The organism is Microbacterium oleivorans (assembly GCF_001644225.1).
Lineage (GTDB): Bacteria > Actinomycetota > Actinomycetes > Actinomycetales > Microbacteriaceae > Microbacterium > Microbacterium gawkjiense.
This window is the reverse complement of record NZ_LSTV01000003.1, coordinates 138,001-159,341: the sequence shown is the minus strand read 5'-3', so window position 1 is coordinate 159,341 and position 21,341 is coordinate 138,001. Positions and strand designations below refer to the sequence as shown.

General features: G+C 71.3%; 19 protein-coding genes and 1 tRNA gene. 8 read left to right on the top strand and 12 right to left on the bottom strand.

The annotated features are described in order from the left end of the window. Positions 1–12 precede the first annotated feature (12 nt). Entirely contained in the window at positions 13–480 is a 468-nt protein-coding gene (locus tag AYL44_RS09500; protein ID WP_064003054.1) for a RidA family protein, read from the bottom strand. After that, positions 480–698, bottom strand: a complete 219-nt coding sequence (locus AYL44_RS09495) for a DUF4177 domain-containing protein (RefSeq protein ID WP_064003053.1) — start codon at positions 696–698, stop codon at positions 480–482. Before AYL44_RS09495 ends, AYL44_RS09500 begins: the two co-directional genes overlap by 1 nt. Positions 699–794: 96 nt before the next feature. On the opposite strand from AYL44_RS09495, the gene AYL44_RS09490 reads away from it, so the two are divergent. The 4 genes from AYL44_RS09490 (at position 795) to AYL44_RS09475 (ending at position 5,376) form a co-directional block, all read left to right on the top strand. Further along, the gene (locus AYL44_RS09490; protein ID WP_064003052.1) at positions 795–3,470 is read left to right on the top strand and encodes a transglycosylase domain-containing protein; all 2,676 of its coding nucleotides are present in this window, start codon (positions 795–797) and stop codon (positions 3,468–3,470) included. Then, positions 3,467–4,435, top strand: a complete 969-nt coding sequence (locus AYL44_RS09485) for a metallophosphoesterase (protein ID WP_064003051.1) — start codon at positions 3,467–3,469, stop codon at positions 4,433–4,435. The genes AYL44_RS09490 and AYL44_RS09485 overlap by 4 nt, the downstream gene beginning before the upstream one ends. A gap of 16 nt (positions 4,436–4,451) precedes the next feature. Next, positions 4,452–4,525, top strand: a tRNA-Pro gene (locus AYL44_RS09480). A gap of 86 nt (positions 4,526–4,611) precedes the next feature. Continuing rightward, the gene (locus AYL44_RS09475) at positions 4,612–5,376 is read left to right on the top strand and encodes an HAD-IIB family hydrolase (protein ID WP_064003050.1); all 765 of its coding nucleotides are present in this window, start codon (positions 4,612–4,614) and stop codon (positions 5,374–5,376) included. A 6-nt stretch (positions 5,377–5,382) separates the two neighbouring features. On the opposite strand, the gene AYL44_RS09470 is transcribed toward AYL44_RS09475, so the two are convergent. From AYL44_RS09470 to sigJ, 4 genes are all read right to left on the bottom strand, one after another. After that, positions 5,383–6,021 carry a thymidine kinase gene (locus AYL44_RS09470; RefSeq protein WP_064003049.1) on the bottom strand — a complete coding sequence of 213 codons (639 nt, stop codon included), beginning with the start codon at positions 6,019–6,021 and terminating at the stop codon, positions 5,383–5,385. Between the two features lie 9 nt (positions 6,022–6,030). Continuing rightward, positions 6,031–7,581, bottom strand: a complete 1,551-nt coding sequence (locus tag AYL44_RS09465; protein ID WP_064003048.1) for a malate:quinone oxidoreductase — start codon at positions 7,579–7,581, stop codon at positions 6,031–6,033. 135 nt (positions 7,582–7,716) lie between these two features. Further along, positions 7,717–8,787: an aspartate-semialdehyde dehydrogenase gene (locus AYL44_RS09460; RefSeq protein ID WP_064003047.1), complete on the bottom strand. Its 1,071-nt coding sequence runs from the start codon at positions 8,785–8,787 to the stop codon at positions 7,717–7,719. 121 nt (positions 8,788–8,908) lie between these two features. Then, positions 8,909–9,823: an RNA polymerase sigma factor SigJ gene (gene sigJ / locus AYL44_RS09455; RefSeq protein ID WP_231872768.1), complete on the bottom strand. Its 915-nt coding sequence runs from the start codon at positions 9,821–9,823 to the stop codon at positions 8,909–8,911. A 52-nt stretch (positions 9,824–9,875) separates the two neighbouring features. On the opposite strand from sigJ, the gene AYL44_RS09450 reads away from it, so the two are divergent. Beyond that, positions 9,876–10,619 carry an SDR family oxidoreductase gene (locus AYL44_RS09450; RefSeq protein ID WP_064003045.1) on the top strand — a complete coding sequence of 248 codons (744 nt, stop codon included), beginning with the start codon at positions 9,876–9,878 and terminating at the stop codon, positions 10,617–10,619. 17 nt (positions 10,620–10,636) lie between these two features. Here AYL44_RS09450 and AYL44_RS09445 read toward each other — a convergent pair whose 3' ends face one another. Continuing rightward, the gene (locus tag AYL44_RS09445; RefSeq protein WP_064003044.1) at positions 10,637–11,923 is read right to left on the bottom strand and encodes an aspartate kinase; all 1,287 of its coding nucleotides are present in this window, start codon (positions 11,921–11,923) and stop codon (positions 10,637–10,639) included. A 141-nt stretch (positions 11,924–12,064) separates the two neighbouring features. Here AYL44_RS09445 and AYL44_RS09440 point away from each other — a divergent pair, with 141 nt between their 5' ends. Then, entirely contained in the window at positions 12,065–13,456 is a 1,392-nt protein-coding gene (locus tag AYL44_RS09440; RefSeq protein ID WP_064003043.1) for a threonine/serine ThrE exporter family protein, read from the top strand. Positions 13,457–13,477: 21 nt separating this feature from the next. After that, the gene (locus AYL44_RS09435) at positions 13,478–13,876 is read left to right on the top strand and encodes a DMP19 family protein (RefSeq protein ID WP_064003042.1); all 399 of its coding nucleotides are present in this window, start codon (positions 13,478–13,480) and stop codon (positions 13,874–13,876) included. Here AYL44_RS09435 and recR read toward each other — a convergent pair whose 3' ends face one another. The 4 genes from recR to AYL44_RS09415 are packed head-to-tail and all read right to left on the bottom strand — an operon-like array spanning position 13,877 to position 19,070. Next, complete coding sequence (gene recR, locus AYL44_RS09430; RefSeq protein WP_064003041.1) at positions 13,877–14,470, bottom strand: recombination mediator RecR; 594 nt, start codon at positions 14,468–14,470, stop codon at positions 13,877–13,879. Between the two features lie 3 nt (positions 14,471–14,473). Continuing rightward, positions 14,474–16,612 (bottom strand): DNA polymerase III subunit gamma and tau, encoded by a 2,139-nt coding sequence (locus tag AYL44_RS09425; RefSeq protein ID WP_197471634.1) that lies wholly within the window; start codon positions 16,610–16,612, stop codon positions 14,474–14,476. After that, positions 16,609–17,571, bottom strand: coding sequence for an asparaginase domain-containing protein (locus AYL44_RS09420; RefSeq protein ID WP_064003039.1), 963 nt, complete (start codon positions 17,569–17,571; stop codon positions 16,609–16,611). Before AYL44_RS09420 ends, AYL44_RS09425 begins: the two co-directional genes overlap by 4 nt. After that, the gene (locus AYL44_RS09415; protein ID WP_064003038.1) at positions 17,568–19,070 is read right to left on the bottom strand and encodes an amino acid permease; all 1,503 of its coding nucleotides are present in this window, start codon (positions 19,068–19,070) and stop codon (positions 17,568–17,570) included. The genes AYL44_RS09420 and AYL44_RS09415 overlap by 4 nt, the downstream gene beginning before the upstream one ends. 177 nt (positions 19,071–19,247) lie before the next feature. Here AYL44_RS09415 and AYL44_RS09410 point away from each other — a divergent pair, with 177 nt between their 5' ends. After that, positions 19,248–20,645: an aspartate ammonia-lyase gene (locus AYL44_RS09410; RefSeq protein ID WP_064003037.1), complete on the top strand. Its 1,398-nt coding sequence runs from the start codon at positions 19,248–19,250 to the stop codon at positions 20,643–20,645. Here the strand turns inward: AYL44_RS09410 and AYL44_RS09405 are convergent. Continuing rightward, entirely contained in the window at positions 20,611–21,294 is a 684-nt protein-coding gene (locus tag AYL44_RS09405; RefSeq protein WP_064003036.1) for a FadR/GntR family transcriptional regulator, read from the bottom strand. The two genes, AYL44_RS09410 and AYL44_RS09405, sit on opposite strands and share 35 nt — an antisense overlap. Positions 21,295–21,341: the final 47 nt, after the last annotated feature.

Genomic DNA, 21,341 nt, shown 5'->3' with positions numbered 1-21,341 from the left:
CAGCCCGGTCGATCAGGCGTGCGAGAACACGACCTCGACTTCGACCGGGCTGTCGAGCGGCAGCACGGGCACACCGACGGCGGAGCGCGCGTGACGGCCGGCATCGCCGAAGATCTCGCCCAGCACGCTGCTCGCGCCGTTGATCACGACGGGCTGACCGGTGAACTCGGGGACGGATGCCACGAATCCGGTCACCTTCAGGACGCCGGTCAGCCGGTCGACACCGCCCACGGCGGCCGCGGCGGCGGCGATGGCGTTGAGCGCGCACTGGCGCGCGAGCGCGGCGGCGTCGTCCGCGGAGACGAGGCCCTCACCGTCGCCCACCTTCCCGGTGGCCGGGAGCGCGCCGTCGACCATGGGGAGCTGCCCCGCCGTGTAGACGAGGTCGCCGTGCACCTTGGCCGGGATGTACGCCGCCAGCGGCGGGACGACGGAGCCGAGCTCGATGCCCAGCTCGGCGAGTCGCGCGGAGACCGACATCAGCCCTGGCCGAACTGACGGGCGGCCTGGGCCGCGGCATCCAGTCCCGCGTTGGCGGAACCGTCGCCACCCGAGGGTCGCTTGAAGTAGCCGACGAGGCCACCTTCGGGGCCGGTCACCACCTGCACGAGCTCCCACCCCTGCTTGCCCCAGTTGTTGAGGATCGCAGCGGTGTTGTGGATGAGCAGAGGCGTGGTCATGTACTCCCACGTGGTCATACGATGCTCCCGGAGGTCGAGGCGGGGCGGCCCGAAGGGCGCGACGACGGGAGCGTCACCGAGGCGTCACCCAGCTATCTCCCTTACGATCAGCCTATGCCCCACTCGAAACGCACGGCCACCGGTGTGCTCGGAGGCCTGTTGGGCCTCGTCGGTCTGAGCACCGTGGCGGCTCTTCTCGTCACGGCGACCATCACTCCCGCGATCGCCGTCTCCGGCTACGCCGCGACGAGCGCGATCAAGATGTTCCAGGACATGCCGAGCTATCTCAAGATCGAGAAGCTCATGCTGCCGACGACGATCTACGCGAAGAACGACGACGGTAAGAACGTCAAGCTCACCGAGTTCTACGACCAGAACCGGATCCCGGTCACCTTCGACCAGGTGAACCCGGTGATGTACGACGCGATCCTCTCGAGTGAGGACAAGAACTTCTACACGCACGGCGGCATCGACCTGCTCGGCACGCTGAGCGCGCTGGCCCGCAACGCGAGCTCCGGCTCGAACCGCGGTGGCTCCTCGATCACCCAGCAGTACGTCAAGAACGTCCTGCAGCAGACCTGCGAGGCCAAGGCCGTCAGCACGGAGCAGGTTCAGGCCTGCTTCAAGGAGTCGACCGCGAACCGGGGCACCGAGGGCTACCAGCGCAAGATCCAGGAGATGCGCTACGCCATCCAGCTCGAGAAGGAGTACTCGAAAGACGAAATCCTCCTCGGGTACCTCAACATCGCGCACTTCGGCGGCACGGTCTACGGCATCGGCGCGGCCGCCCGCCACTACTTCGACACCACGCCCGAGAAGCTGACGATCGGGCAGGCCGCGGTCATCGCCGGCATGGTGCAGGAACCCAACACGCTGCGCATCGACCGGCCCGACGGCTCGACGACGACCCGCGACGGCGCGCCTCTCAACGGCGCCGGTGACGGCTACAAGCTCAGCAAGGCGCGTCAGGTGTACGTCCTGAACCGTCTGCTCGAGGACAAGAAGATCACGCAGGCGGAGCACGACGAAGCCGTGGCCGCCCCCATCGAGCCGAAGATCACCTCGCGCCCGCAGGGGTGCTCGGTGGCCAAGGGTGCGCAGTTCTTCTGCGCCTACGTGACGTCGATCATCCGCAGCGATCCCGCGTTCGGCGCGGAGCCGAACGACCGCATCGCGGCGCTGCGCCGCGGCGGCCTCAGCGTCTACACCACGCTCGACGTCACGCTGCAGGCGGCCGCGAACAAGGCGATCTCCGTCGTCCCGGCGAGCGTCGATTACATGAACCTCGGTGCCTCCGGCGTCCAGGTCGAGGTGGGCACGGGTCGTGTGCTCTCGATGGTGCAGAACCGCCCGTGGGCGGATCAGGCCGACGACAAGACGACCACCCAGGTCAACTACAACGTCCCTGTGAAGAACGGCGGCGGCGGTCACTCGGCCGGATCGACCTACAAGGTGTTCAGCCTCATCAACTGGATGCAGCAGGGTCACTCGGTCAACGAGATGCTCAATGGACGCGTCGGCACCAAGACAGTGCAGACGTGCGACGGCGCGACGCAGACCGTCTACACCGGTGAGGGCACCGGACCCGACGGCCAGCCCCGCATCGGCAACTTCGAGAGCAACCGCGGCTACACCGGCACCGTCGCCCGCTTCACGAAGGACTCGCTGAACTCGGGCTTCCTGACCATGGCCGAGAAGATCCCGGTCTGCACGACGAACAAGGTGGCCGGCGACCTGGGCGTGACGCTCGGCAACGGCCAGCCGCTCGACCAGAACAACAACCCCTACGACGTCCTCGGCTCGCAGGATGTCGCGCCCATCGACATGGCGAACGCGTACGCCGCGATCGCCTCGAACGGCACGCTCTGCGCCGCGAAGGCCATCGACCGCGTCGTCAACGCGGACGGCGAGGAGCAGCCGATCCCCGACACGAAGTGCGAGCGCAAGCTCAGCGAGGACGTCGCGGCGACCGCCGCCTACGTCCTGCAAAGCGTCATGACCGGGAGCGGAACCGGTAGCGGTGCCCGCACGTTCGACGGCGTCCCGATCTTCGGCAAGACCGGCATCCACCAGTTCCTCCATACCTGGATGATCGGCTCGAGCACCGAGGTCACCACTGCGGTCTGGGTCGGCAACGTCAAGGGCAACGAGCGCCTCGAGAACCACTACGAGAGCGGCTACCGACTCTCCCGCATCCGCAACTCGATCTGGCCCGCCATGCAGCGAGCCGCGAACGCGGAGTTCGGTGGCTCGAAGTTCCCCGAGCCGTCGAAGGAGCTCACCAAGCGCAGCTATGCGCGACTTCCGAGCGTCATCGGCCTCGACGTCGATGCCGCGACCGAACGGATCGAGGACGCCGGCTTCAGCGTCGTCGTCGGCCGGCCCGTCTCCTCGCCGGAGGCCGAGGGCACGATCGTGTCGCAGACGCCCGGCGCGGGCCGCGTCGTCTCGGGCACCACGGTCACCATCAACCCGAGTGACGGCGAAGGCGTCGTCGTCCCGGGTGTGAGCGGCACCCCGGAGCAGGCGGCGCGGGCGCTGTCCGACGCAGGGTTCCGAAACGTCGCGCAGAAGTGCGAGGACGACGACGGGGCGCCGGCAGAGGGTGTCGTCACCGGCACGGATCCCGCCGCCGGCGAGACCGTGAGCCGCGACGCCGCGATCACCATCGAGTACCAGTCCTCCGACTGCGACGGAAACGGTGACGGCGGCGGCAACGGGGGCGACGGCAGCGGTCCCGGCAACGGCAACGGTCCCGGCAACGGCAACGGCAACGGCAACGGTCCGTGAGGCCCGCCGGTCACACCGCCCTCACCGCGCTCGGCGCGGTGGGGGCGGTCGGCGTCGCCGCCGGCGTCTGGGGCGTCGGGATCGAGCGGTACCTCTTCACGCTCCGGCGTCATGAGCTGGCCGTGCTGCCGCCGGGGAGCCCCTCGGTCACCGTCCTCCACCTGTCCGACGCCCACATGGCGCCCTGGCAGCACCGCAAGCAGCGCTGGATCGCCGACGTCGCCGATCGCGTCCAACCGGACCTCGTCGTCAACACGGGTGACAACCTCGGGCACGTGGAGGGGCTGCGCGGCATCCGCGCGGCCTTCGCTCCCCTGCGGGGCGTACCCGGCTTCTTCGTGCACGGATCCAACGACAAGGTCGCCCCCAGCGCGCGGAACCCGATCAAGTACCTGTTCGGCCCGTCGGGCCCGCAGAGCCACGAGTCCTTCACCCCGTCGCTCGACACCGACGCGCTCGACGACTACCTCACCGGCCTCGGTGAGACGCTCATCGACAACACCGCCGCGAGCGTCCGGGTCGGCGGCATCCGCATCGACGGGTTCGGTGTGGACGACGCGCACCGCGACTTCGACGACCTCGACGCGGCGAAGGACGCCGTGCGCTCGCTCGGCGACGGTGCGCAGGCGCGCCTGGGCGTGACGCACGCTCCCTACCGACGGGTGCTGGACGCGTTCACGGATGCCGGTGCCGACCTCCTCATCGGCGGGCACACGCACGGCGGCCAGGTCCGCATCCCCTTCTCGAAAAAGGCGCTCGTGTCGAACTGCGACATCCCGCTCGAGAAGGCGCGCGGGCTCAGCTCGTGGACGCACGACGGACGCACGGTGCCGCTGAACGTCAGCGCCGGCCTCGGCCACTCGATCTACGCACCCGTGCGCTTCGCGTGCCGCCCCGAGGCATCCGTCCTCGTCCTCCGCGCCCGACGCGCCGACGATTCGCCCGACGGGCGGTCGGCAGGGTAAGCTTGGAGGGTTGCCACGGGGTGTGGCGCAGCTTGGTAGCGCGCGTCGTTCGGGACGACGAGGCCGCAGGTTCAAATCCTGTCACCCCGACCGCAGAGAGGCTCCGCCGGATTCCGGCGGGGCCTTTCGCATCCCTCCTCGGAGGGGCCATCGCACCTCCCACCGAACGGAGTCCCATGACCTCTCCCCGCCTCGTGGCCTTCGACCTCGACGACACGCTCGCGCCCTCGAAGAGCGCCATCGATCCGCGGATCGGCGAGCAGCTGCTGCGCCTCGCGGAGCGCGTCGAGGTCGCGATCATCTCGGGTGGCCAGCTGCAGCAGTTCCGCTCGCAGGTCGTCGAGCGCCTGCCCGAAGCGGATGCCGACCTGCTGGCGCACATCCACCTGATGCCCACGTGCGGCACGCAGTACTACCGCCTCACCTCGGACGGCATCGAGACGGTCTACGCCCTCTCCCTCACCGACGACGAGAAGCAGCGCGCGCTCGCGGCCGTCGAGGAGGAGGCGAAGCGCCTGGGCCTCTGGGCCGAGCAGACGTGGGGACCGATCCTCGAGGACCGCGGATCGCAGATCACCTTCTCGGCGCTCGGGCAGTCCGCCCCCCTCGACGCCAAGACGGCGTGGGACCCGACCGGGGAGAAGAAGAACACGCTGCGCGACGCGGTGGCCGCGCGCATCCCGGACCTCGAGGTCCGCTCCGGCGGGTCCACCTCGGTCGACATCACTCACCGGGGCATCGACAAGGCCTACGGCATGCGCAAGCTGGCCGAGCAGACCGGCATCCTCCTCGTCGACATGCTGTTCGTGGGCGACCGCCTCGACGAGCACGGCAACGACTACCCCGTCCTCGCGATGGGCGTGACCTGCCACGCCGTCGAGGGCTGGGAGGACACCGCCGCCTACCTCGACGAGCTGATCCCGACCCTGCCTGCCCGCTGAGCCGCCTCAGCGCAGCCTGCCGCCCGACTCGCTCAGGTAGCACCGGGCGCACATCGACTCGTACGTGACGCGGTCGGCGGACAGTTCGTCAATCGCGACCTGGTCGCCGTCGAAGACGAACCGGCCGCCCACCAGCCGCGCGTTGAACAGCGCCTTGCTGCCGCAGCGGCAGATGGTCTTCAGCTCCTCGAGGCTGTGGGCGAGCTCCATGAGTCGCGCCGAGCCCGGGAAGGCCCGCGTCTGGAAGTCGGTGCGGATGCCGTAGGCGAGGACCGGGATGCCGTCGTTCACCGCGATCCGCAGCAGATCGTCGATCTGATCCGGCGCGAGGAACTGTGCCTCGTCGATCAGGAGGCAGGCGACATCCGTCCGGGTGTCGGGCACGAGTGCCGCCTCGGCCTCGATCTGCACCCGACGGCGGTGCTCTGCGAACAGGGCGCGGGCGTCGTCGTCCGGGCCGATGAGGAAGTCGACCTTGCGCTCCACACCGAGACGGCTGGAGATCTGATCGGCACCCTTCGTGTCGATCTCGGGCTTCGCGAGCAGGACGTGCTGGCCGCGCTCCTCGTAGTTGAACGCGGCCTGCAGCAGCGCCGTGGACTTGCCCGAGTTCATCGCGCCGTAGCGGAAGTAGAGCTTCGCCACGGATGCGTCTCAGGCGTTGATCTTGAGGGCTGCGGCCGTCGTCTGCAGGACCTCGTGCGCCGTCTCCGGTGCGTCGTTGAGCGTCCGACCGTACGTGGGGATGAGCTCCTTGAGCGTCGGCTCCCACGCCGGCAGGCGGTCGGCGAAGCAGGTCTTCAGCAGACCCAGCATGATCGACGCGCCGGTGGATGCGCCCGGCGAAGCACCCAGCAGTCCCGCGATGGAGCCGTCCGCGGAGCTGACGACCTCGGTGCCGAACTGCAGCACGCCGCCCTTCTTCGGGTCCTTCTTCATGACCTGCGCGCGCTGACCGGCCTGCAGGAGCTCCCAGTCCTCATCGCGGGCGCTGGGCATGAAGTCGCGGAGCGAGTCGACCTTCTTCGCGTGACCCTTGAGGAGCTCGCTGACGAGGTACTTGATGAGACCGGGGTTGTCGATCGCGACCTTGAGCATCGGCAGGATGTTGCCGGGGCGCACCTGGGCGATGATGTCGGTCATCCGCCCGTTCTTGAGGAACTTCGGGCTGAACGTCGCGAACGGGCCGAACAGCAGCGACGCCTCACCATCGACGACGCGCGTGTCGAGGTGCGGCACCGACATGGGCGGGGCGCCCACCGACGCCTGCGAGTACACCTTCGCCTTGTGCTGCGCGACGAGCTCGGGCTTGGACGTCTTCAGCCACTGGCCGCCGATCGGGAAGACCCCGTAGCCCGAGATCTCGGGGATGCCGGATCGCTGCAGGAGCTTGATGGCCCAGCCGCCAGCGCCCACGAAGACGAACCGCGCCCGCGCCTTGCCGGGAGTGCGCCCGACGGTGTGGCGGTAGGTGACCTCCCACGTGCCGTCCTTCTGACGCTTCAGGTCGCGCACCTCGCGGTTGGTCTCGACGTCGACGCCCTGCGCGGCGAGGTGCTCGAACAGCTGACGGGTGAGGGAACCGAAGTCGACGTCGGTGCCCGCCGGGACTCGCGTGGCCGCGAAGGGCTCGCCCTTGCGGCGCTGCTGCATGAGCAGCGGGGCCCACTGGTTGATGACGCGGGAGTCCTCGGAGTACTCGATGCCGGCGAACAGCGGCTGCTCCTTGAGCACTTCGTAGCGCTTCTTGAGGAACGCGACATCCTTCTCGCCGCGGACGAACGTCATGTGCGGCGTCGCATTGATGAACGTCGACGGCTCGTCGAGCACGCCGCGCTCGACGAGGGCGCTCCACAGCTGTCGGGACTGCTGGAACTGCTCGTTGATCCCGATCGCCTTCGCCGGGTCGATCGTGCCGTCGGGTCCTTCAGGGGTGTAGTTCAGTTCGCAGAGCGCGGCGTGGCCCGTGCCGGCGTTGTTCCACGCGTTGGAGGACTCCTGCGCGACCTCGGAGAGGCGCTCGAAGACGCCGATCTTCCAGTCCGGTTCGAGCTGCTGCAGCAGGGTGCCGAGCGTGGCGCTCATGATGCCGCCGCCGATCAGCAGGGCGTCGTACACCTCCGTCGGACTCACCGCGGCGGGGCTGCTCGCGGCGGCGTTCTCTGCGGCGTGATCGTCTGCTCCGGGATTGTCAGTCACGGTCATCCAGTCTACGTCGCCCGACCACCGGCGATCGCCGTCGGGGCGCCCCCGGCTGTGCAGGAATCACGGTTCTTTCCCCAGATGAAACACGGATGCCGGGTGCCGCCGCGCGGGGACGGGGGCACCCGGCATCCGCCCTCAGACGCGGGCGGCGAGGTTCGCGGCGACGAGCTCGGCGATCTGGACCGCGTTCAGAGCGGCCCCCTTGCGGAGGTTGTCGTTGCTGATGAACAGGACGAGGCCCTTACCCTCGGGCGCGGACTGGTCGGCACGGATGCGGCCGACGAGGCTCGGGTCGGCGCCGGCGGCGGCGAGGGGGGTCGGCACGTCGGCGAGGGCGACCCCCGCGGCGTCGGCGAGCACCTCCCGCGCGCGGGCGGGCGTGATGTCGCGCGCGAACTCGGCGTGGATCGACAGCGAGTGGCCCGTGAAGACGGGGACGCGGACGCAGGTCCCGGCGACGCGGAGGTCGGGAAGCGCGAGGATCTTGCGGCTCTCGTTGCGGAGCTTCTTCTCCTCGTCGGTCTCGTCCTCGCCGTCGTCGACGAGGTTGCCGGCGAAGGGGATGACGTTGAACGCGATGGGGGCGACGTACTTCTGCGGCGCCGGGAACTCGACGGCGGCGCCGTCGTGGACAAGACCGATCGCGCCGCCCTGGCCGACCACCGACTCCACCTGGCCGAGCAGCTCCTCGGCCCCCGCCAGACCCGAGCCCGACACCGCCTGGTAGGTGCTGACGGTCAGGCGGACGAGCCCCGCCTCGACGTGCAGGGGCTTGAGCACGGGCATGGCGGCCATGGTCGTGCAGTTCGGGTTGGCGATGATGCCCTTGGGGAGATCCTCGATCGCGTGCGGGTTGACCTCGCTGACGACGAGCGGGACCTCGGGGTCCATCCGCCAGGCGCTCGAGTTGTCGATGACGACGGCGCCCGCCTCGGCGAACCGCGGCGCGTGGGCGCGCGAGCCCGTCGCGCCGGCCGAGAACAGCGCGATCTGGATGCCGGCGGGGTCGGCCGTCGCGACGTCCTCGACGACGATCTCGCGGCCGTCGACCTCGATCGTCGAGCCGGCCGAGCGGGCCGTCGCGAACAGGCGGAGCTCACGGATCGGGAATGCGCGCTCGACGAGGATGTCGCGCATCACCGTCCCGACCTGGCCGGTGGCGCCGACGACGGCGACGGAGAATCCCGAATCGGAGAAGACGGTCATGGTGCGGTTCCTCGGGGGTGCGGCGCCGCGCGACAAGGCGTCGCGACAGGGCGCAGGAGAGCGGGTTCCGGCGATTCTACCGGCGCCGCGGGTGCCGTGATCCGCATGTGTCGCCCGGGCGTCACACCCAGGCGCGCAGCTTGCCAGGGTGGCGCATCATCCAGACGTCCGTGATCCGCTGGCCGTCGGTCGCGAACGTCACGACCGCGGCGACGGCGCCGCCCAGGCGTATCACGAATCCGAGGCCGTCGCCGGTGACCGCCGGCTCGTACACCGCCGCGGGCTGCTTCTGAGCCAGCCCGAGCAGGAACCGCGCGACGTGGTCGGCACCGCGCACCGGCCGCCTGGCCGCGGAGACGACCCCGCCGCCGTCCGAGACGAGGACGACGTCGGGCGCGAGCACGCGGACGAGGGCGTCGAGCCGCCCCGTCGCACTCGCGGCGGCGAACGCGGCCACGACCTCGTCGCGCCGGCTGCGCGGGACGGTGGCCCCCGGGCGGCGGCCGACGTGACGACGAGCGGATGCCGCCAGCTGTCGGCACGCGGCGGGTGAACGCCCCAGCACCTCGGCGATCTCCCCGAACGGCACCGCGAACACCTCGTGCAGCACGAACGCCACGCGCTCGGCCGGGGTGAGGGTCTCGAGGACGAGCAGGAGCGCCGTCGAGACGCTCTCCGCCCCGGCGGCGGCATCGGCGGGGTCGCCGCCGGCGGACTCGGCGGGGACCGGCTCGGGGAGCCACTCCCCCACGTAGATCTCATGGCGCGCGCGCGCCGAGCCGAGCACGTCGAGACAGATCCGACCCGTCACCCGCATGAGCCAGCCCGCGGGGTTCGCGATCTCCGTCCGCTCAGTGTCGCTGAGGCGCACCCAGCGGACGTACGCCTCCTGCACGGCGTCCTCGGCCTCGGCGAGCGTCCCGAGCATGCGATGGGCCGCGGCGACGAGGATGCGGCGGTGCGCGTCGACCTCGCCGGCCGCGGCATCCGGTCGCGTCGCGGCATCCGTCATCGCGATCTCCGTCCCCGGCCTCACATTCGCGGAGGCTGCGTCGTCACCACAGTGACACACCTTCGAAAGGGGAGAGATGAAGATCGCAGTGGCAGGCGGAACGGGCACCGTCGGACGACTCGTGGTGGAGCGGGTGCGCGCAGCGGGGCACGAGCCCGTCGTCCTCTCGCGGGCGGCGGGGGTCGATCTGCGCGACCGCGCGGCGACCGATCGCGCGCTGGTGGGCGTTGACGCCCTCATCGACGCGGCCAGCGTCGGGACCACCCGCGCGGCGACGTCGACGGAGTTCTTCCACGCCGCCTCCGGGACGCTCCTCGCGGCGGCCCGGGCGGCTGGTGTGGCGCACGCGGTGCTGCTGTCGATCGTCGGGATCGACCGCAACCCGAACGGCTACTACGCCGGCAAGGTCGTGCAGGAGGAGCTGTTCGAACGCGGCACGGTGCCCTGGACGATCCTGCGGGCGACCCAGTTCCACGAGTTCGCCGGGCAGGTGGCGTCGCAGGCACGGCTCGGGCCGCTGCAGCTCGCTCCGCGCGCCCGCGTGCAGCCGGTCGCCGCCGCCGAGGTCGCGGCGCGACTGGTCGCCCTCGCCGTCTCGGGACCGCAGGGACGTGCGGCGGACTTCGCGGGGCCCCGCGAGGAACGCCTCGAGCGCATGATCCGGGCGTGGGTGCGACGGGACGGCTCGCGGCCCCCCGTCATCCCCGTCGCCATCCCGGGGGCGCAGATGCGCGGCATGCGCGCGGGGCTCAACCTGCCGGCCGCGGGGGCGACACTCGCCGGGCCGACCTTCGACGACTGGCTCGCCGCGCAGGGATGAACCCGGCGGGGCCGTCGTCAGCGACCGGTGCCGGCGTGGACGACGGCCTCGGTGTCGCCGTCGAGACCGTACGCGGTGTGCACGACACGCGCCGCCTCGGCGAGGTCGTCACCGCGGACGACGACCGAGATGCGGATCTCGGAAGTCGAGATCATCTCGATGTTGACACCCGTCGTCGACAGCGCCTCGAACAGGGTCGCCGAGACGCCCGAGTGGGTGCGCATGCCGGCGCCGACGACCGACAGCTTGCCGATCTGGTCGTCGTGGACGAGCTTGTCGAAGCCGACCGAGCCCTGCTCGACCGACAGGGCGCGCAGAGCCGTCGACGCCTCTGCCTTCGGCAGCGTGAACGAGATGTCGGTGCGCCCGGTGGCGGCGGCCGACACGTTCTGGACGATCATGTCGACGTTCGCGCCGGACTTCGCGACGATCTTGAAGATCTCGGCGGCCTTGCCGGGGACGTCGGGCACGCCGACGACCGTGATCTTGGCCTGGCTGAGGTCGGTGGCGACACCGGTGACGATGGGCTCTTCCATCTCTTCTCCCTCTTCGTGGTCGGGGGCGGTCATCCCCGGACCGAGAACGTACGTGCCGACACCCGAGCTGAAGGTCGAGCGGGCGTGGATCATGACGCCGTGACGGCGGGCGAACTCGACGGCGCGGATGTAGAGCACCTTCGCGCCGTTGGCAGCGAGCTCGAGCATCTCCTCGGACTGGACCGTCGCGAGCTTGCGGGCCTTCGGCACGACGCGCGGGTCGGCGGTGAAGATGCCGTCGACGTCGCTGTAGATCTCGCAGACGTCGGCGTTCAGGGCGGCGGCCAGCGCGACGGCGGTGGTATCGGACCCGCCGCGGCCGAGGGTCGTGATGTCGCGGGTGTCGCGGCTGAAGCCCTGGAAGCCGGCGACGATGACGATCGCGCCCTCGTCGAGCGCCTCACGGACCCGGACGGGGGTGACGTCGACGATGCGGGCGGCGCCGTGCGAGCTGTCGGTGATCATGCCGGCCTGGCTGCCCGTGAACGAGCGTGCCTCGAAGCCCATGGAGTTGATCGCCATCGCGAGCAGCGCCATCGAGATGCGCTCACCGCTGGAGAGCAGCATGTCGAGCTCGCGCGGAGCGGGCAGCGGTGAGACCTGCGAGGCGAGGTCGAGAAGCTCGTCGGTCGTGTCGCCCATCGCGCTCACGGCGACGACGACGTCGTGACCGGCGCGGCGGGCGTCGACGATGCGCTTCGCGACGCGGCGGATGCTCTCGGCGTCGGCGACGGACGAACCGCCGTACTTCTGGACGATCAGGGCCATGGTCGGATACTCCCGGGTGGATGCCGGGCGCAGCCGGCGGGCGGAGACTCACGCCCGCCGTCCATCCTACGGAGCGGCCCGTACCGCGACAGCCATGTGACGCGGGCGGACCGCCGGGAGGGCTCATTTAGGCTGGATCCCATGGGACGACGCCAGCTCTTCACGTCGCTGCAGGCCCTCGTCCGCACTCCCGAGAGCTCGGCTCCGCACACCGAGATGCTGCCCGTCATCGACGACGCGTTCGCGGTCGGGGTGCTCGATCTGGCCATCCGCATCGGCGAGTCCATGCTCGCCTCGGGCGCCCCCGCGAGCGAGGTGACGCTCACGATCGTCCGGGTCGCCGGGGTGTACAGCCTCGACCCCGTGCACGTCGACGTCAGCTACAACTCGATCACCGTCGCGCATCACCGCAGCGGCGCCGACCGTCCGATCACGCTCATGCGCGTCGTGCGGAGCCAGGCCCCCGACCACGCCCGTTTGCAGCGGCTGCAGGCCCTCGTCGCGGCGATCCGGAACGGGATGCCGCTCGAGTCCGCGCGCGCCGAGTTCCGGATCGTGCGCCGCACCCCCTTCGCCTATCACCCGCCGGTCATCGTCGGGGCGCAGGCGCTGCTCGCCGTCGGCGTCGCCCTCATGTTCGGCGCGAACTGGCTGGTCATCCTGCTCTCCTTCATCGCGGCAGCGGGGGCGGCGATCACGCAGTTCCTCCTCGGCCGCGCGCACGTCCCGTTCTTCTTCAGCCAGGTCGCCGGCGCCTTCGTCCTGACCCTCATCGCCGCCGTCGCCCCGCGCCTCGAGGCGACGGGATGGATGGCGGCGCAGGACATCCGACCGTCGGTCATCGTCGCCTCCGGCATCGTGCTCATGCTCGCGGGGCTCACCGTCGTGGGCGCCGCGCAGGACGCGATCGACGGTTTCGCGCTCACGGCGACCGGCCGCATCCTCGAACTCACGACCCAGACCCTGGGTGTCGTCCTGGGCATCCTCGCGGGACTCGAGACGGCGCGCGTCGTCGGGGCGGGGATGGACGCCCCGAACGACCCGCTGCCGTTCGGGCCGATCCCCCTGCAATTCGCGGGCGCCGCGCTCATCGCCGTCTCGGTCACGATCTACAACGGCGCCGGGCTCCGGGTCGTCGCGGTCAGCGTGGCCCTGAGCGTCGTCGCCTGGGCGGGCTACACCGCGGCATCCGCCCTCGGCTTCGAAACCGCGGCCGCCAGCGGCGTGGGGGCGTTCGTGGGGAGCCTCATCGGCATCCTCGCCGCCTACAAGCTGCACGTGCCGTCGGTGGCGATCACGACGGCGGCGATCCTGCCGATGGTGCCCGGCGCGGCCGTGTTCCGCGGGCTCCTCGGCGTCGTCGAGTCCGGGCAGAGCACCGTGACGCTGCTCATGGGCTTCACGACCCTCGCCTCGGCGGCGACCGTCGGGATCGCCCTGGCCGTCGGAGCGTCGCTCGGCATCTACGTCGGTCAGCCGCTGCGCGCGACGCTCGGAACCGTCATCCGCGCCCGCGCGCGCGAACGGTCCTGAGCTCTCCCCTAGGCTCTCCGCATGAGCTCTGCGAGTGACGCGATCTGGAACCGGGCCGTCGATTTCGACGTCGCCGCGACGCTGGCCGGCGACCTCGCCGCCCGACGGGTCCTCACCTTCCACGGCATGGTCCAGAACGGCGGATTCTGGTACGCGATCGAGGTGCACTCGACCGATGACGAGTTCCCCCTGAACGCGATCGCCGACGGCTATCGCACCCTCGGACTCGAAGCGACCGCCGAGGCCGTGGACCGAGCAACCTCGGAGTACGACGAGACGGCGGGGATCGGCGACGACGAGGCGTGGGGCGAAGCCGAGGAGCGTGTGAACGGCGAGTACCGCATCGAGGACGAGGACATCCTCGCGGCCATCGAGCGCACGCTCGCCCAGGAGCCGGAGCTGTTCGCCCCGACCGACTGACTAGACCGCGCGGCGGCCTTCGAAGGCGCGCCCGAGGGTGACCTCGTCGGCGTACTCGAGGTCTCCGCCGACCGGGAGTCCCGACGCGAGCCGGGTCACCCGGATCTCGAGAGTGTGGAGCAGGCGGCTCAGGTAGGTCGCGGTCGCCTCGCCCTCGAGGTTCGGGTTGGTCGCGAGGATCACCTCGGTGACGGTGCCGTCGGCGAGGCGCTGCATGAGCTGCGCGATGCGGAGGTCGTCGGGACCGATACCCGCCATGGGGCTGATCGAGCCGCCGAGCACGTGGTACAGCCCCCGGAACTCGCGGGTGCGCTCGATCGCCGAGACGTCCTTCGCGTCCTCGACGACGCAGATGAAGGTGCGGTCGCGACGGGGGTCACGGCAGATGGAGCACTGCGTCTGCTCCGACACGTTGCCGCAGATCTCGCAGAACCGCACCCGCTCACGCAGCTCGGACAGCAGCTGCGCGAGCCGGGACACGTCGAAGGACGGGGTCTGCAGGATGTGGAACGCGATGCGCTGCGCCGACTTCGGGCCGATGCCGGGGAGGCGCCCGAACTCGTCGATCAGGTCTTGGACGATGCCGTCGTACATGGGTCAGTTGAACCTCGTCGGCGGCGTGTACGGCTCCTCGCGGACGAACCGGGCGCCGAGCAGTTGTCGGACCGCCGCCTCGCCGACCCGCTCGATGCCGCCCGGACGCGGCGCGCGCGGCGGCTCGGCGGCGAGCCGCGTGGGCGGTGGGGTGTGAACCGGGACGGGCGCGTCGGCATCCACCGGCGGCGGCACGTCGTCCTCGTCGTCGTCGGGCGCCTCGGCCGGCAGGACATCGCCCTCCCGCGGCGCGGTGAGCGTGCGGACCGGCGCGGGGGCCGCATCCTCGGGCTCCTCGTCGACCGCGAACTGCGCGGCGGGCGCTCCGCCGTCGGAGGGGATGGGAGCGACCGCCCACTCGGTGACGGGCGCGGCGGCCGCGGGCGCGGTCCGCGGGGCGGCGGACGACGGACGGGATGCCGCGGGTGCAGCGGCGCCGCCGGGGCCGGACGAGGGCGTCGCGGCCGGCGGGGCCGTCGGGGCGGGCGGGACGTCGGGTCCGACGCCGCCGGGCGGCGGCGGGGTCGGATCGGTGTCGTGCCGCGTGAGATACTTCACCCGCACGCCGAGCACCGACAGGATCGCGGTGCGCAGATCCTCGCTCGGACCCTTGCCCGCGCTCAGCTTCTTGAACGACTGCACGTCGGCGTGGCTCTGGAACGACAGCGTGAGGATGTCACCCTCCGCATATGCCACCGGCCGGGACGCGCTCGCGATCATCCACGACGTGCGGCTGAGGTCTTCGAGCCGGCGGAGGATCTCGGGCCACGAGTCGCGGATCTGCGCGAACGTCACCGGCCCGGTCGGGACGGGCGGCTCGGGCAGGGCCGCCGGGGCCGGCTCGGGTGCCGACGCGGCGGGCGCCGCGGCGGCCCCGGCGCCGGGAACTGCGGGAGCGGATGCCGGGGGCGTCGCGCGGGGTTCCGCCGCGGCGGGTGCCGGCGCCGCAGCGACCGGCGCGGAGGCGACCGGCGCGGAGGCGACCGGCGCCGAGGCGACCGGCGCGGGTGCCGAGGGCGCTGCCGCGGCGGGGGCACCGGCATCCGTCGCGGCGAGGACACGGGCCACGAGCAGCTCGAGCTGCAGGCGGGGCGAGGTCGTGCCGGTCATGTCGTCGAGTGCGGTGACGACCAGGTCGGCGATCCGCGAGAGCCGGTCAGTGCCGAACGCAGCCGCCTGGCGCCCCATGCGCTCGAGCTCGTCGGCCGGCACGCCGCGCAGCACGGCGCGGGCGCCCTCGCCGGTCGCCGCCACGATGATGAGGTCGCGCAGGCGCTCGAGCAGGTCGTCGACGAAACGGCGCGGGTCCTGACCGGTCTGAACGACGCGGTCGACGGCGCCGAAGGCCGCGGCGGCGTCGTGCGACGAGAACGCGTCGACGACCTCGTCGAGCAGTTCGGCGTGCGTGTAGCCGAGCAGGGCGACCGCGCGCTCGTAGCCGACGGCGCCGTCCTCGGAGCCGGCGATGAGCTGGTCGAGGAGCGAGAGGGTGTCGCGCGGCGACCCGCCGCCGGCGCGGACGACGAGCGGCAGGACACCGGGCTCGACGGTCACGCCCTCGCTGGCGCAGAGCTGCTCGACGTACTCGAGCATGGCGGCGGGGGCGACGAGACGGAACGGGTAGTGGTGGGTGCGCGAGCGGATCGTGCCGATGACCTTCTCGGGCTCGGTCGTCGCGAAGATGAACTTCACGTGCGCGGGGGGCTCCTCGACGAGCTTCAGCAGGGCGTTGAATCCCTGCGCCGTGACCATGTGCGCCTCGTCCAGGATGAAGATCTTGAAGCGGTCGCGCGCGGGGGCGAAGACGGCGCGTTCGCGCAGGTCGCGCGCGTCGTCGACACCGTTGTGCGAGGCGGCGTCGATCTCGACGACGTCGAGCGAACCGCCGCCGCCGCGGCTGAGCTCCTTGCAGGAGTCGCACTCGCCGCACGGGGTGTCGGTCGGGCCCTGCGCGCAGTTGAGGCAGCGCGCGAGGATGCGGGCGGAAGTGGTCTTGCCGCAGCCGCGGGGACCGGAGAAGAGGTAGGCGTGGCCGACCCGGTCGCTGCGCAGCGCCGTCATGAGCGGCTCGGTCACCTGGCTCTGCCCGATCATCTCGCCGAAGGACTCCGGGCGATAGCGGCGGTACAGAGCGGTGGTCACCACAACAGACTACGGCGTGGCGCCGACATCCGATCCGGTGCGCGTCCCGCGAGGGCGGCGGCGAGGAACGCGCGGTCGGCCCCCGACGCGAGGAGCGCCGCGAGCAGGATGCGGGCCTGCCCCGGACGCAGGGTCGGCGAGTGCAGCGCCCCCGCCTCGGCGAGGTCGGCGCCGCCCCCTCCGCCGCCGTACGACGGGACGAGCAGGCCCCGCGGCACGCGGCTCGAGACGACGACGGGGATGCCGGCGGCCACCGCATCCCGTACGGCCCCGACCATCGTGGGGGTCGTGTTGCCCGACCCGAGCGCCTCAAGGACGATCCCGTCCGCCCCGGCGGCGACACTCGCGCGAAGGTGCAGGTCGTCGGCCCCGGGGGGCGAGGCAACGACGTCGACCCGGAGTCCCGACACGTCGCCGGGGAGGTGCGGCACGGCCGCGGCATCCCGCCGCGCGTGGCCGAACGCGTCGGCACGGTCGGTCGTCAGCTTGGCGAGCCCCCACGTGGAGAGGATGCGGCCGCCGAAGGCGACCCAGACGCCCGGGACGGCGGCGCGGGTCGCGGCGAGGGCGACCCGGATGTTGTCGGGACCGTCGGACGCGGGATCGTCGGCGGTGAACTGCGCACCCGTGAAGACGACGGGCACCGGTGGCGTGCCCACCTGGATCGCCGCGAGCAGCGAGGTCTCCTCGAGCGAGTCGGTGCCGTGCAGGACGAGCACCCCGCGGACGCCGTCACCCTCGACCGCCCGCGCGACCGCGTCGACGATGAGCTGCATGTCGGCGAGGGTGAACGTCGCCGAGTCCGCCGCCAGCGCGTCGACGACCCGCACGTCGTCGTCGGGGGCGAGACCGTGGAGCAGAGCGCTCCCGCCCAGGACGGGAGCGCTCGATCCGTCGGGCGACCGGCGGCTCGCGATGGTGCCGCCGGTCGCGATGACGACGAGGTGCCCTGCGCTCACGCGCCGCCCTCGTCGGTGCGCTGCAGGGCGGCGATCGTGCCGGTCTGCTCGGCGGCCAGCATCCGAATGCGGTCGCGCAGCAGGAACCAGCCGCCGATCAGCGCGGGCACGATCACGAGGAGCGAGCCGACGGTGAAGGTGCCGATCGGGAAGTCGAGCGCCATGAGCACGATGACCGAGGCGAGGAAGACGAGGGTCACCCATCCCGTGTACGGGGCGCCCGGCATCCGGAACGAGGGGCGCTCCATCACGCCGGCGCGAGCCAGCCGCTGCAGCTTGATCTGGCAGAGGATGATGACCGCCCAGGCGCTGATGATGCCGAGCGCCGACACGTTGAGGGCGATCTCGAACGCCTGCGACGGGACGAGCGCGTTGAGGACGACGCCGAGGGCGGTGACGACGGCGGTGACCGCGATGCCCATGTAGGGGACGCCGGACCGGTTCATCCGCATGAGCGGCGCGGGGGCGGACCCTGTGACGGCCATCGAGTGGAGGATGCGGCCGGTGGAGTACAGCCCGGCGTTGAGCGAGGAGACCACGGCGGTGAGCACGACGAGGTTCATGATGACGTCGGCACCCTGCACGCCGATCGACCCGAAGAAGGTGACGAACGGGCTCTCGCCGGACTTGTAGCTCGAGAACGGCATGAGCAGCGCGAACAGGAGGACGGACCCGACGTAGAAGACGGCGAGGCGGAACACGACGGCGCGGATCGCCTTGGGCATGATCTTCCGAGCGTTCTCGGTCTCGCCGGCGGCGGTGCCGACGAGCTCGATCGACGCGTAGGCGAAGACGACGCCCTGCACAACGATGAGGGCGGGGAGGATGCCGTTCGGGAACACTCCCCCGTTGTCGACGATCAGATGGAAACCGGGGGTGGTCCCACCGACCGGCGTGCCGGTGACGACGAAGAAGATCCCCACGACGAGGAACGTGACGAGGGCGGCGACCTTGATGATCGCGAACCAGAACTCGAGCTCGCCGAAGACCTTCACCGACAGGAGGTTCATCGCGAGGACGAGCACGAGGGCCACGAGCGCGAAGACCCACTGCGGGATGCCGGCGAGCGCCGGGACGTACTGCTTGAAGAAGTTCATGTAGAGCGCGACGGCGGTGACATCGGCGACCGAGGTCATCGCCCAGTTGAGCCAGTACATCCAGCCCGCCGCGAACGCCATCTTCTCGCCGTAGAACTCACGGGCGTAGGACACGAACGACCCCGTCGAGGGGCGGTGCACGATGAGCTCGCCGAGCGCCCGCATCACGAGGAAGGCGAACACGGCGCAGACGGCGTACACGAGGACGAGCGCGGGTCCCGCCGTGGCGAGGCGGCCGCCGGCGCCCATGAACAGGCCCGTCCCGATCGCGCCGCCGATGGCGATCATCTGGATCTGGCGGGGGCGCAGACCCTTGTGGAAGCCCGCGCCCTCGGCTTGGGCGATCGCGGCGGTTCGCAGCAGTGCGGCATCCGTCTGGGAGGTGGTCGACTCCGTCGTCATGTGTTCTCGCTTTCTGAGCTCGTCGGCACCGTCGCCGCGAGGAGGATGTGGTATCTGCCTGACAGGTTCGGGACCACTGAACACCCCACAGGCCGGATTCGTCAAGTCTTCGCGACCCGAAAGTCAAATCTGTCTGATAGGTTTGCGCCGTTCGTCCACCTCGAGGAAGAGAGCGACATGACGACGACGCGCACCGAGCACGACCTGCTCGGACCTGCCGAGATCCCCGCCGACGCGTACTGGGGCGTCCACACCTCCCGCGCCCGCGACAACTTCCCGGTCACGGGCGTCCCCATCGGCACCTACCCGTTCCTCCTGCGGGGACTCGCCTTCGTGAAGGAGGCGGCCGCGCTCGCCAACCGCGACCTCGGACTGCTCGATCCCGCCCGCGCCGACGCCATCGCGGCGGCCTGCCGCGAGATCCGCGGGGGCGCCCTCGCCGACCAGTTCGTCGTCGACGTCATCCAGGGCGGCGCGGGGACCTCGACGAACATGAACGCGAACGAGGTCATCGCCAACCGCGCGCTCGAGATCCTCGGTCACGCCAAGGGCGAGTACGCCCACCTGCACCCCAACGACCACGTCAACCTCAGCCAGTCCACCAACGACGCCTACCCGACCGCGATCGACGTCGCCCTCGTCGAAGGCGTCGACGGACTGGATGCCGCGATGGGAGTGCTGCACGACGCGTTCGTCGCGAAGGCGGCCGAGTTCGCGGGGTTCGTGAAGATCGGCAGGACGCAGCTGCAGGATGCCGTGCCGATGACCCTCGGGCAGGAGTTCGGCGCGTTCGCGGTCATGCTCGACGAGGACCGCCAGCGCCTGCGGGAATCCGCGCGGCTGCTGCTCGAGGTGAACCTCGGCGCGACGGCGATCGGCACCGGCCTGAACGCCCCCGCCGGCTACGGCCCGCTCGCCGTCGCGCACCTCGCCGAGCTCACCGGCCGCCCGTTCGTCCCCGCGGCCGACCTCGTCGAGGCGACGCAGGACCCGGGAGCGTTCGTGCACCTGTCGGGCATGCTCAAGCGCATCGCCGTCAAGCTGTCGAAGACGTGCAACGACCTGCGGCTGCTGTCGTCGGGGCCGCGCGCGGGCCTGGGCGAGATCACCCTGCCGGCCCTGCAGGCGGGGTCGAGCATCATGCCCGGCAAGGTGAACCCCGTCATCCCCGAGATGGTCACGCAGGTCGCGTACACGGTCATCGCCGACGATCTCGCCGTCACCCTCGCCGCCGAGGCCGGTCAGCTTCAGCTGAACGCCTTCGAGCCGGTCATCGTGCGCGCCCTGTCGCAGAGCATCGCGCACCTGACCGCCGCATGCCGACTGCTGGCCGAGCGGTGCGTCAGCGGCATCCAGGCCCGTCCCGACGTGATGGCCGCCCGCGTGACCGATTCGATCGGTCTCGCCACGGCGCTCAACCCGCTCATCGGCTACCGCGCTGCGACCGAGGTCGCGGGCGAGGCGCTCCTGTCGGGACGCACGGTGCCCGAGGTCGTGCTCGAGCGCGGGCTGCTGACGCCGGACGCGCTGGCGGCGGCGCTCAGTCCCGAGAAGCTGGTTCCGACAGCGGGCTGACGACACGCTCGACCGCGCCGAGGTGCGCGCGCATGGCCTCGCGCGCCTCGATGGCCGAGCCGATGCCGATCGCCTCGGCGATGGCGCGGTGCTCGCGCGATGAGGGTTCGCGCCGGTGCGCGATGAGGTTGACGACCCCGGACTGATGGCTGAGGGCGTCGCGGATGTCGCCGACGGCGCGGGCGAAGACCGCGTTGCCGGATGCCACGGCCACCAGCACGTGGAAGCGCGAGTCGAGGTCGACCCACTCCTCGGGATCGATCGTCGCGTCCATCCGGTCGCACAGCGCGACGAGCTCGGCGCGCTGCTCCTCGGTGCGGCGCTCGGCGGCGAGGCCCGCGGCGGGGACCTCGATGTGCGGCCGGGCCTCGCTGAGGTCGCGCGGCGAGAAGTCGCCGTAGCCGAGCGAGAGGGCGGGACGGTCCGACACGACGTACGTCCCGCTGCCCGTACGGGTGCGGGTGAGGCCGAGGGCCTGCAGGGAGCGGATCGCCTCGCGCACGCTCGGACGGCTCACCCCATAGCGCTCGGCGAGCGCCGCCTCGGAGGGGAGGCGCTCCCCCACGGTGAGGCGACCGGCGACGATGTCCTCGCGCAGGCCGTCGAACACGCCATCCGCCGCGCGGGCGCCGACGGCGGGCGAGCTCATCGTGCTCCCCCGGTCCGCCACGTCACGCCTGCCACCCGGTCAGCCTA

Excerpts from the sequence above, each read along its gene's own strand:
- AYL44_RS09415 (WP_064003038.1), bottom strand. The coding sequence starts at position 19,070 with ATGACGACGGAGTCGACCACCTCCCAGACGGATGCCGCACTGCTGCGA.
- AYL44_RS09475 (WP_064003050.1), top strand. The coding sequence starts at position 4,612 with ATGACCTCTCCCCGCCTCGTGGCCTTCGACCTCGACGACACGCTCGCG.
- AYL44_RS09465 (WP_064003048.1), bottom strand. The coding sequence starts at position 7,581 with ATGACCGTGACTGACAATCCCGGAGCAGACGATCACGCCGCAGAGAAC.
- AYL44_RS09410 (WP_064003037.1), top strand. The coding sequence starts at position 19,248 with ATGACGACGACGCGCACCGAGCACGACCTGCTCGGACCTGCCGAGATC.
- AYL44_RS09445 (WP_064003044.1), bottom strand. The coding sequence starts at position 11,923 with ATGGCCCTGATCGTCCAGAAGTACGGCGGTTCGTCCGTCGCCGACGCC.
- AYL44_RS09435 (WP_064003042.1), top strand. The coding sequence starts at position 13,478 with ATGAGCTCTGCGAGTGACGCGATCTGGAACCGGGCCGTCGATTTCGAC.
- AYL44_RS09490 (WP_064003052.1), top strand. The coding sequence starts at position 795 with ATGCCCCACTCGAAACGCACGGCCACCGGTGTGCTCGGAGGCCTGTTG.
- AYL44_RS09460 (WP_064003047.1), bottom strand. The coding sequence starts at position 8,787 with ATGACCGTCTTCTCCGATTCGGGATTCTCCGTCGCCGTCGTCGGCGCC.
- AYL44_RS09450 (WP_064003045.1), top strand. The coding sequence starts at position 9,876 with ATGAAGATCGCAGTGGCAGGCGGAACGGGCACCGTCGGACGACTCGTG.
- AYL44_RS09500 (WP_064003054.1), bottom strand. The coding sequence starts at position 480 with ATGTCGGTCTCCGCGCGACTCGCCGAGCTGGGCATCGAGCTCGGCTCC.
- AYL44_RS09495 (WP_064003053.1), bottom strand. The coding sequence starts at position 698 with ATGACCACGTGGGAGTACATGACCACGCCTCTGCTCATCCACAACACC.
- AYL44_RS09405 (WP_064003036.1), bottom strand. The coding sequence starts at position 21,294 with ATGAGCTCGCCCGCCGTCGGCGCCCGCGCGGCGGATGGCGTGTTCGAC.
- AYL44_RS09440 (WP_064003043.1), top strand. The coding sequence starts at position 12,065 with ATGGGACGACGCCAGCTCTTCACGTCGCTGCAGGCCCTCGTCCGCACT.
- recR (WP_064003041.1), bottom strand. The coding sequence starts at position 14,470 with ATGTACGACGGCATCGTCCAAGACCTGATCGACGAGTTCGGGCGCCTC.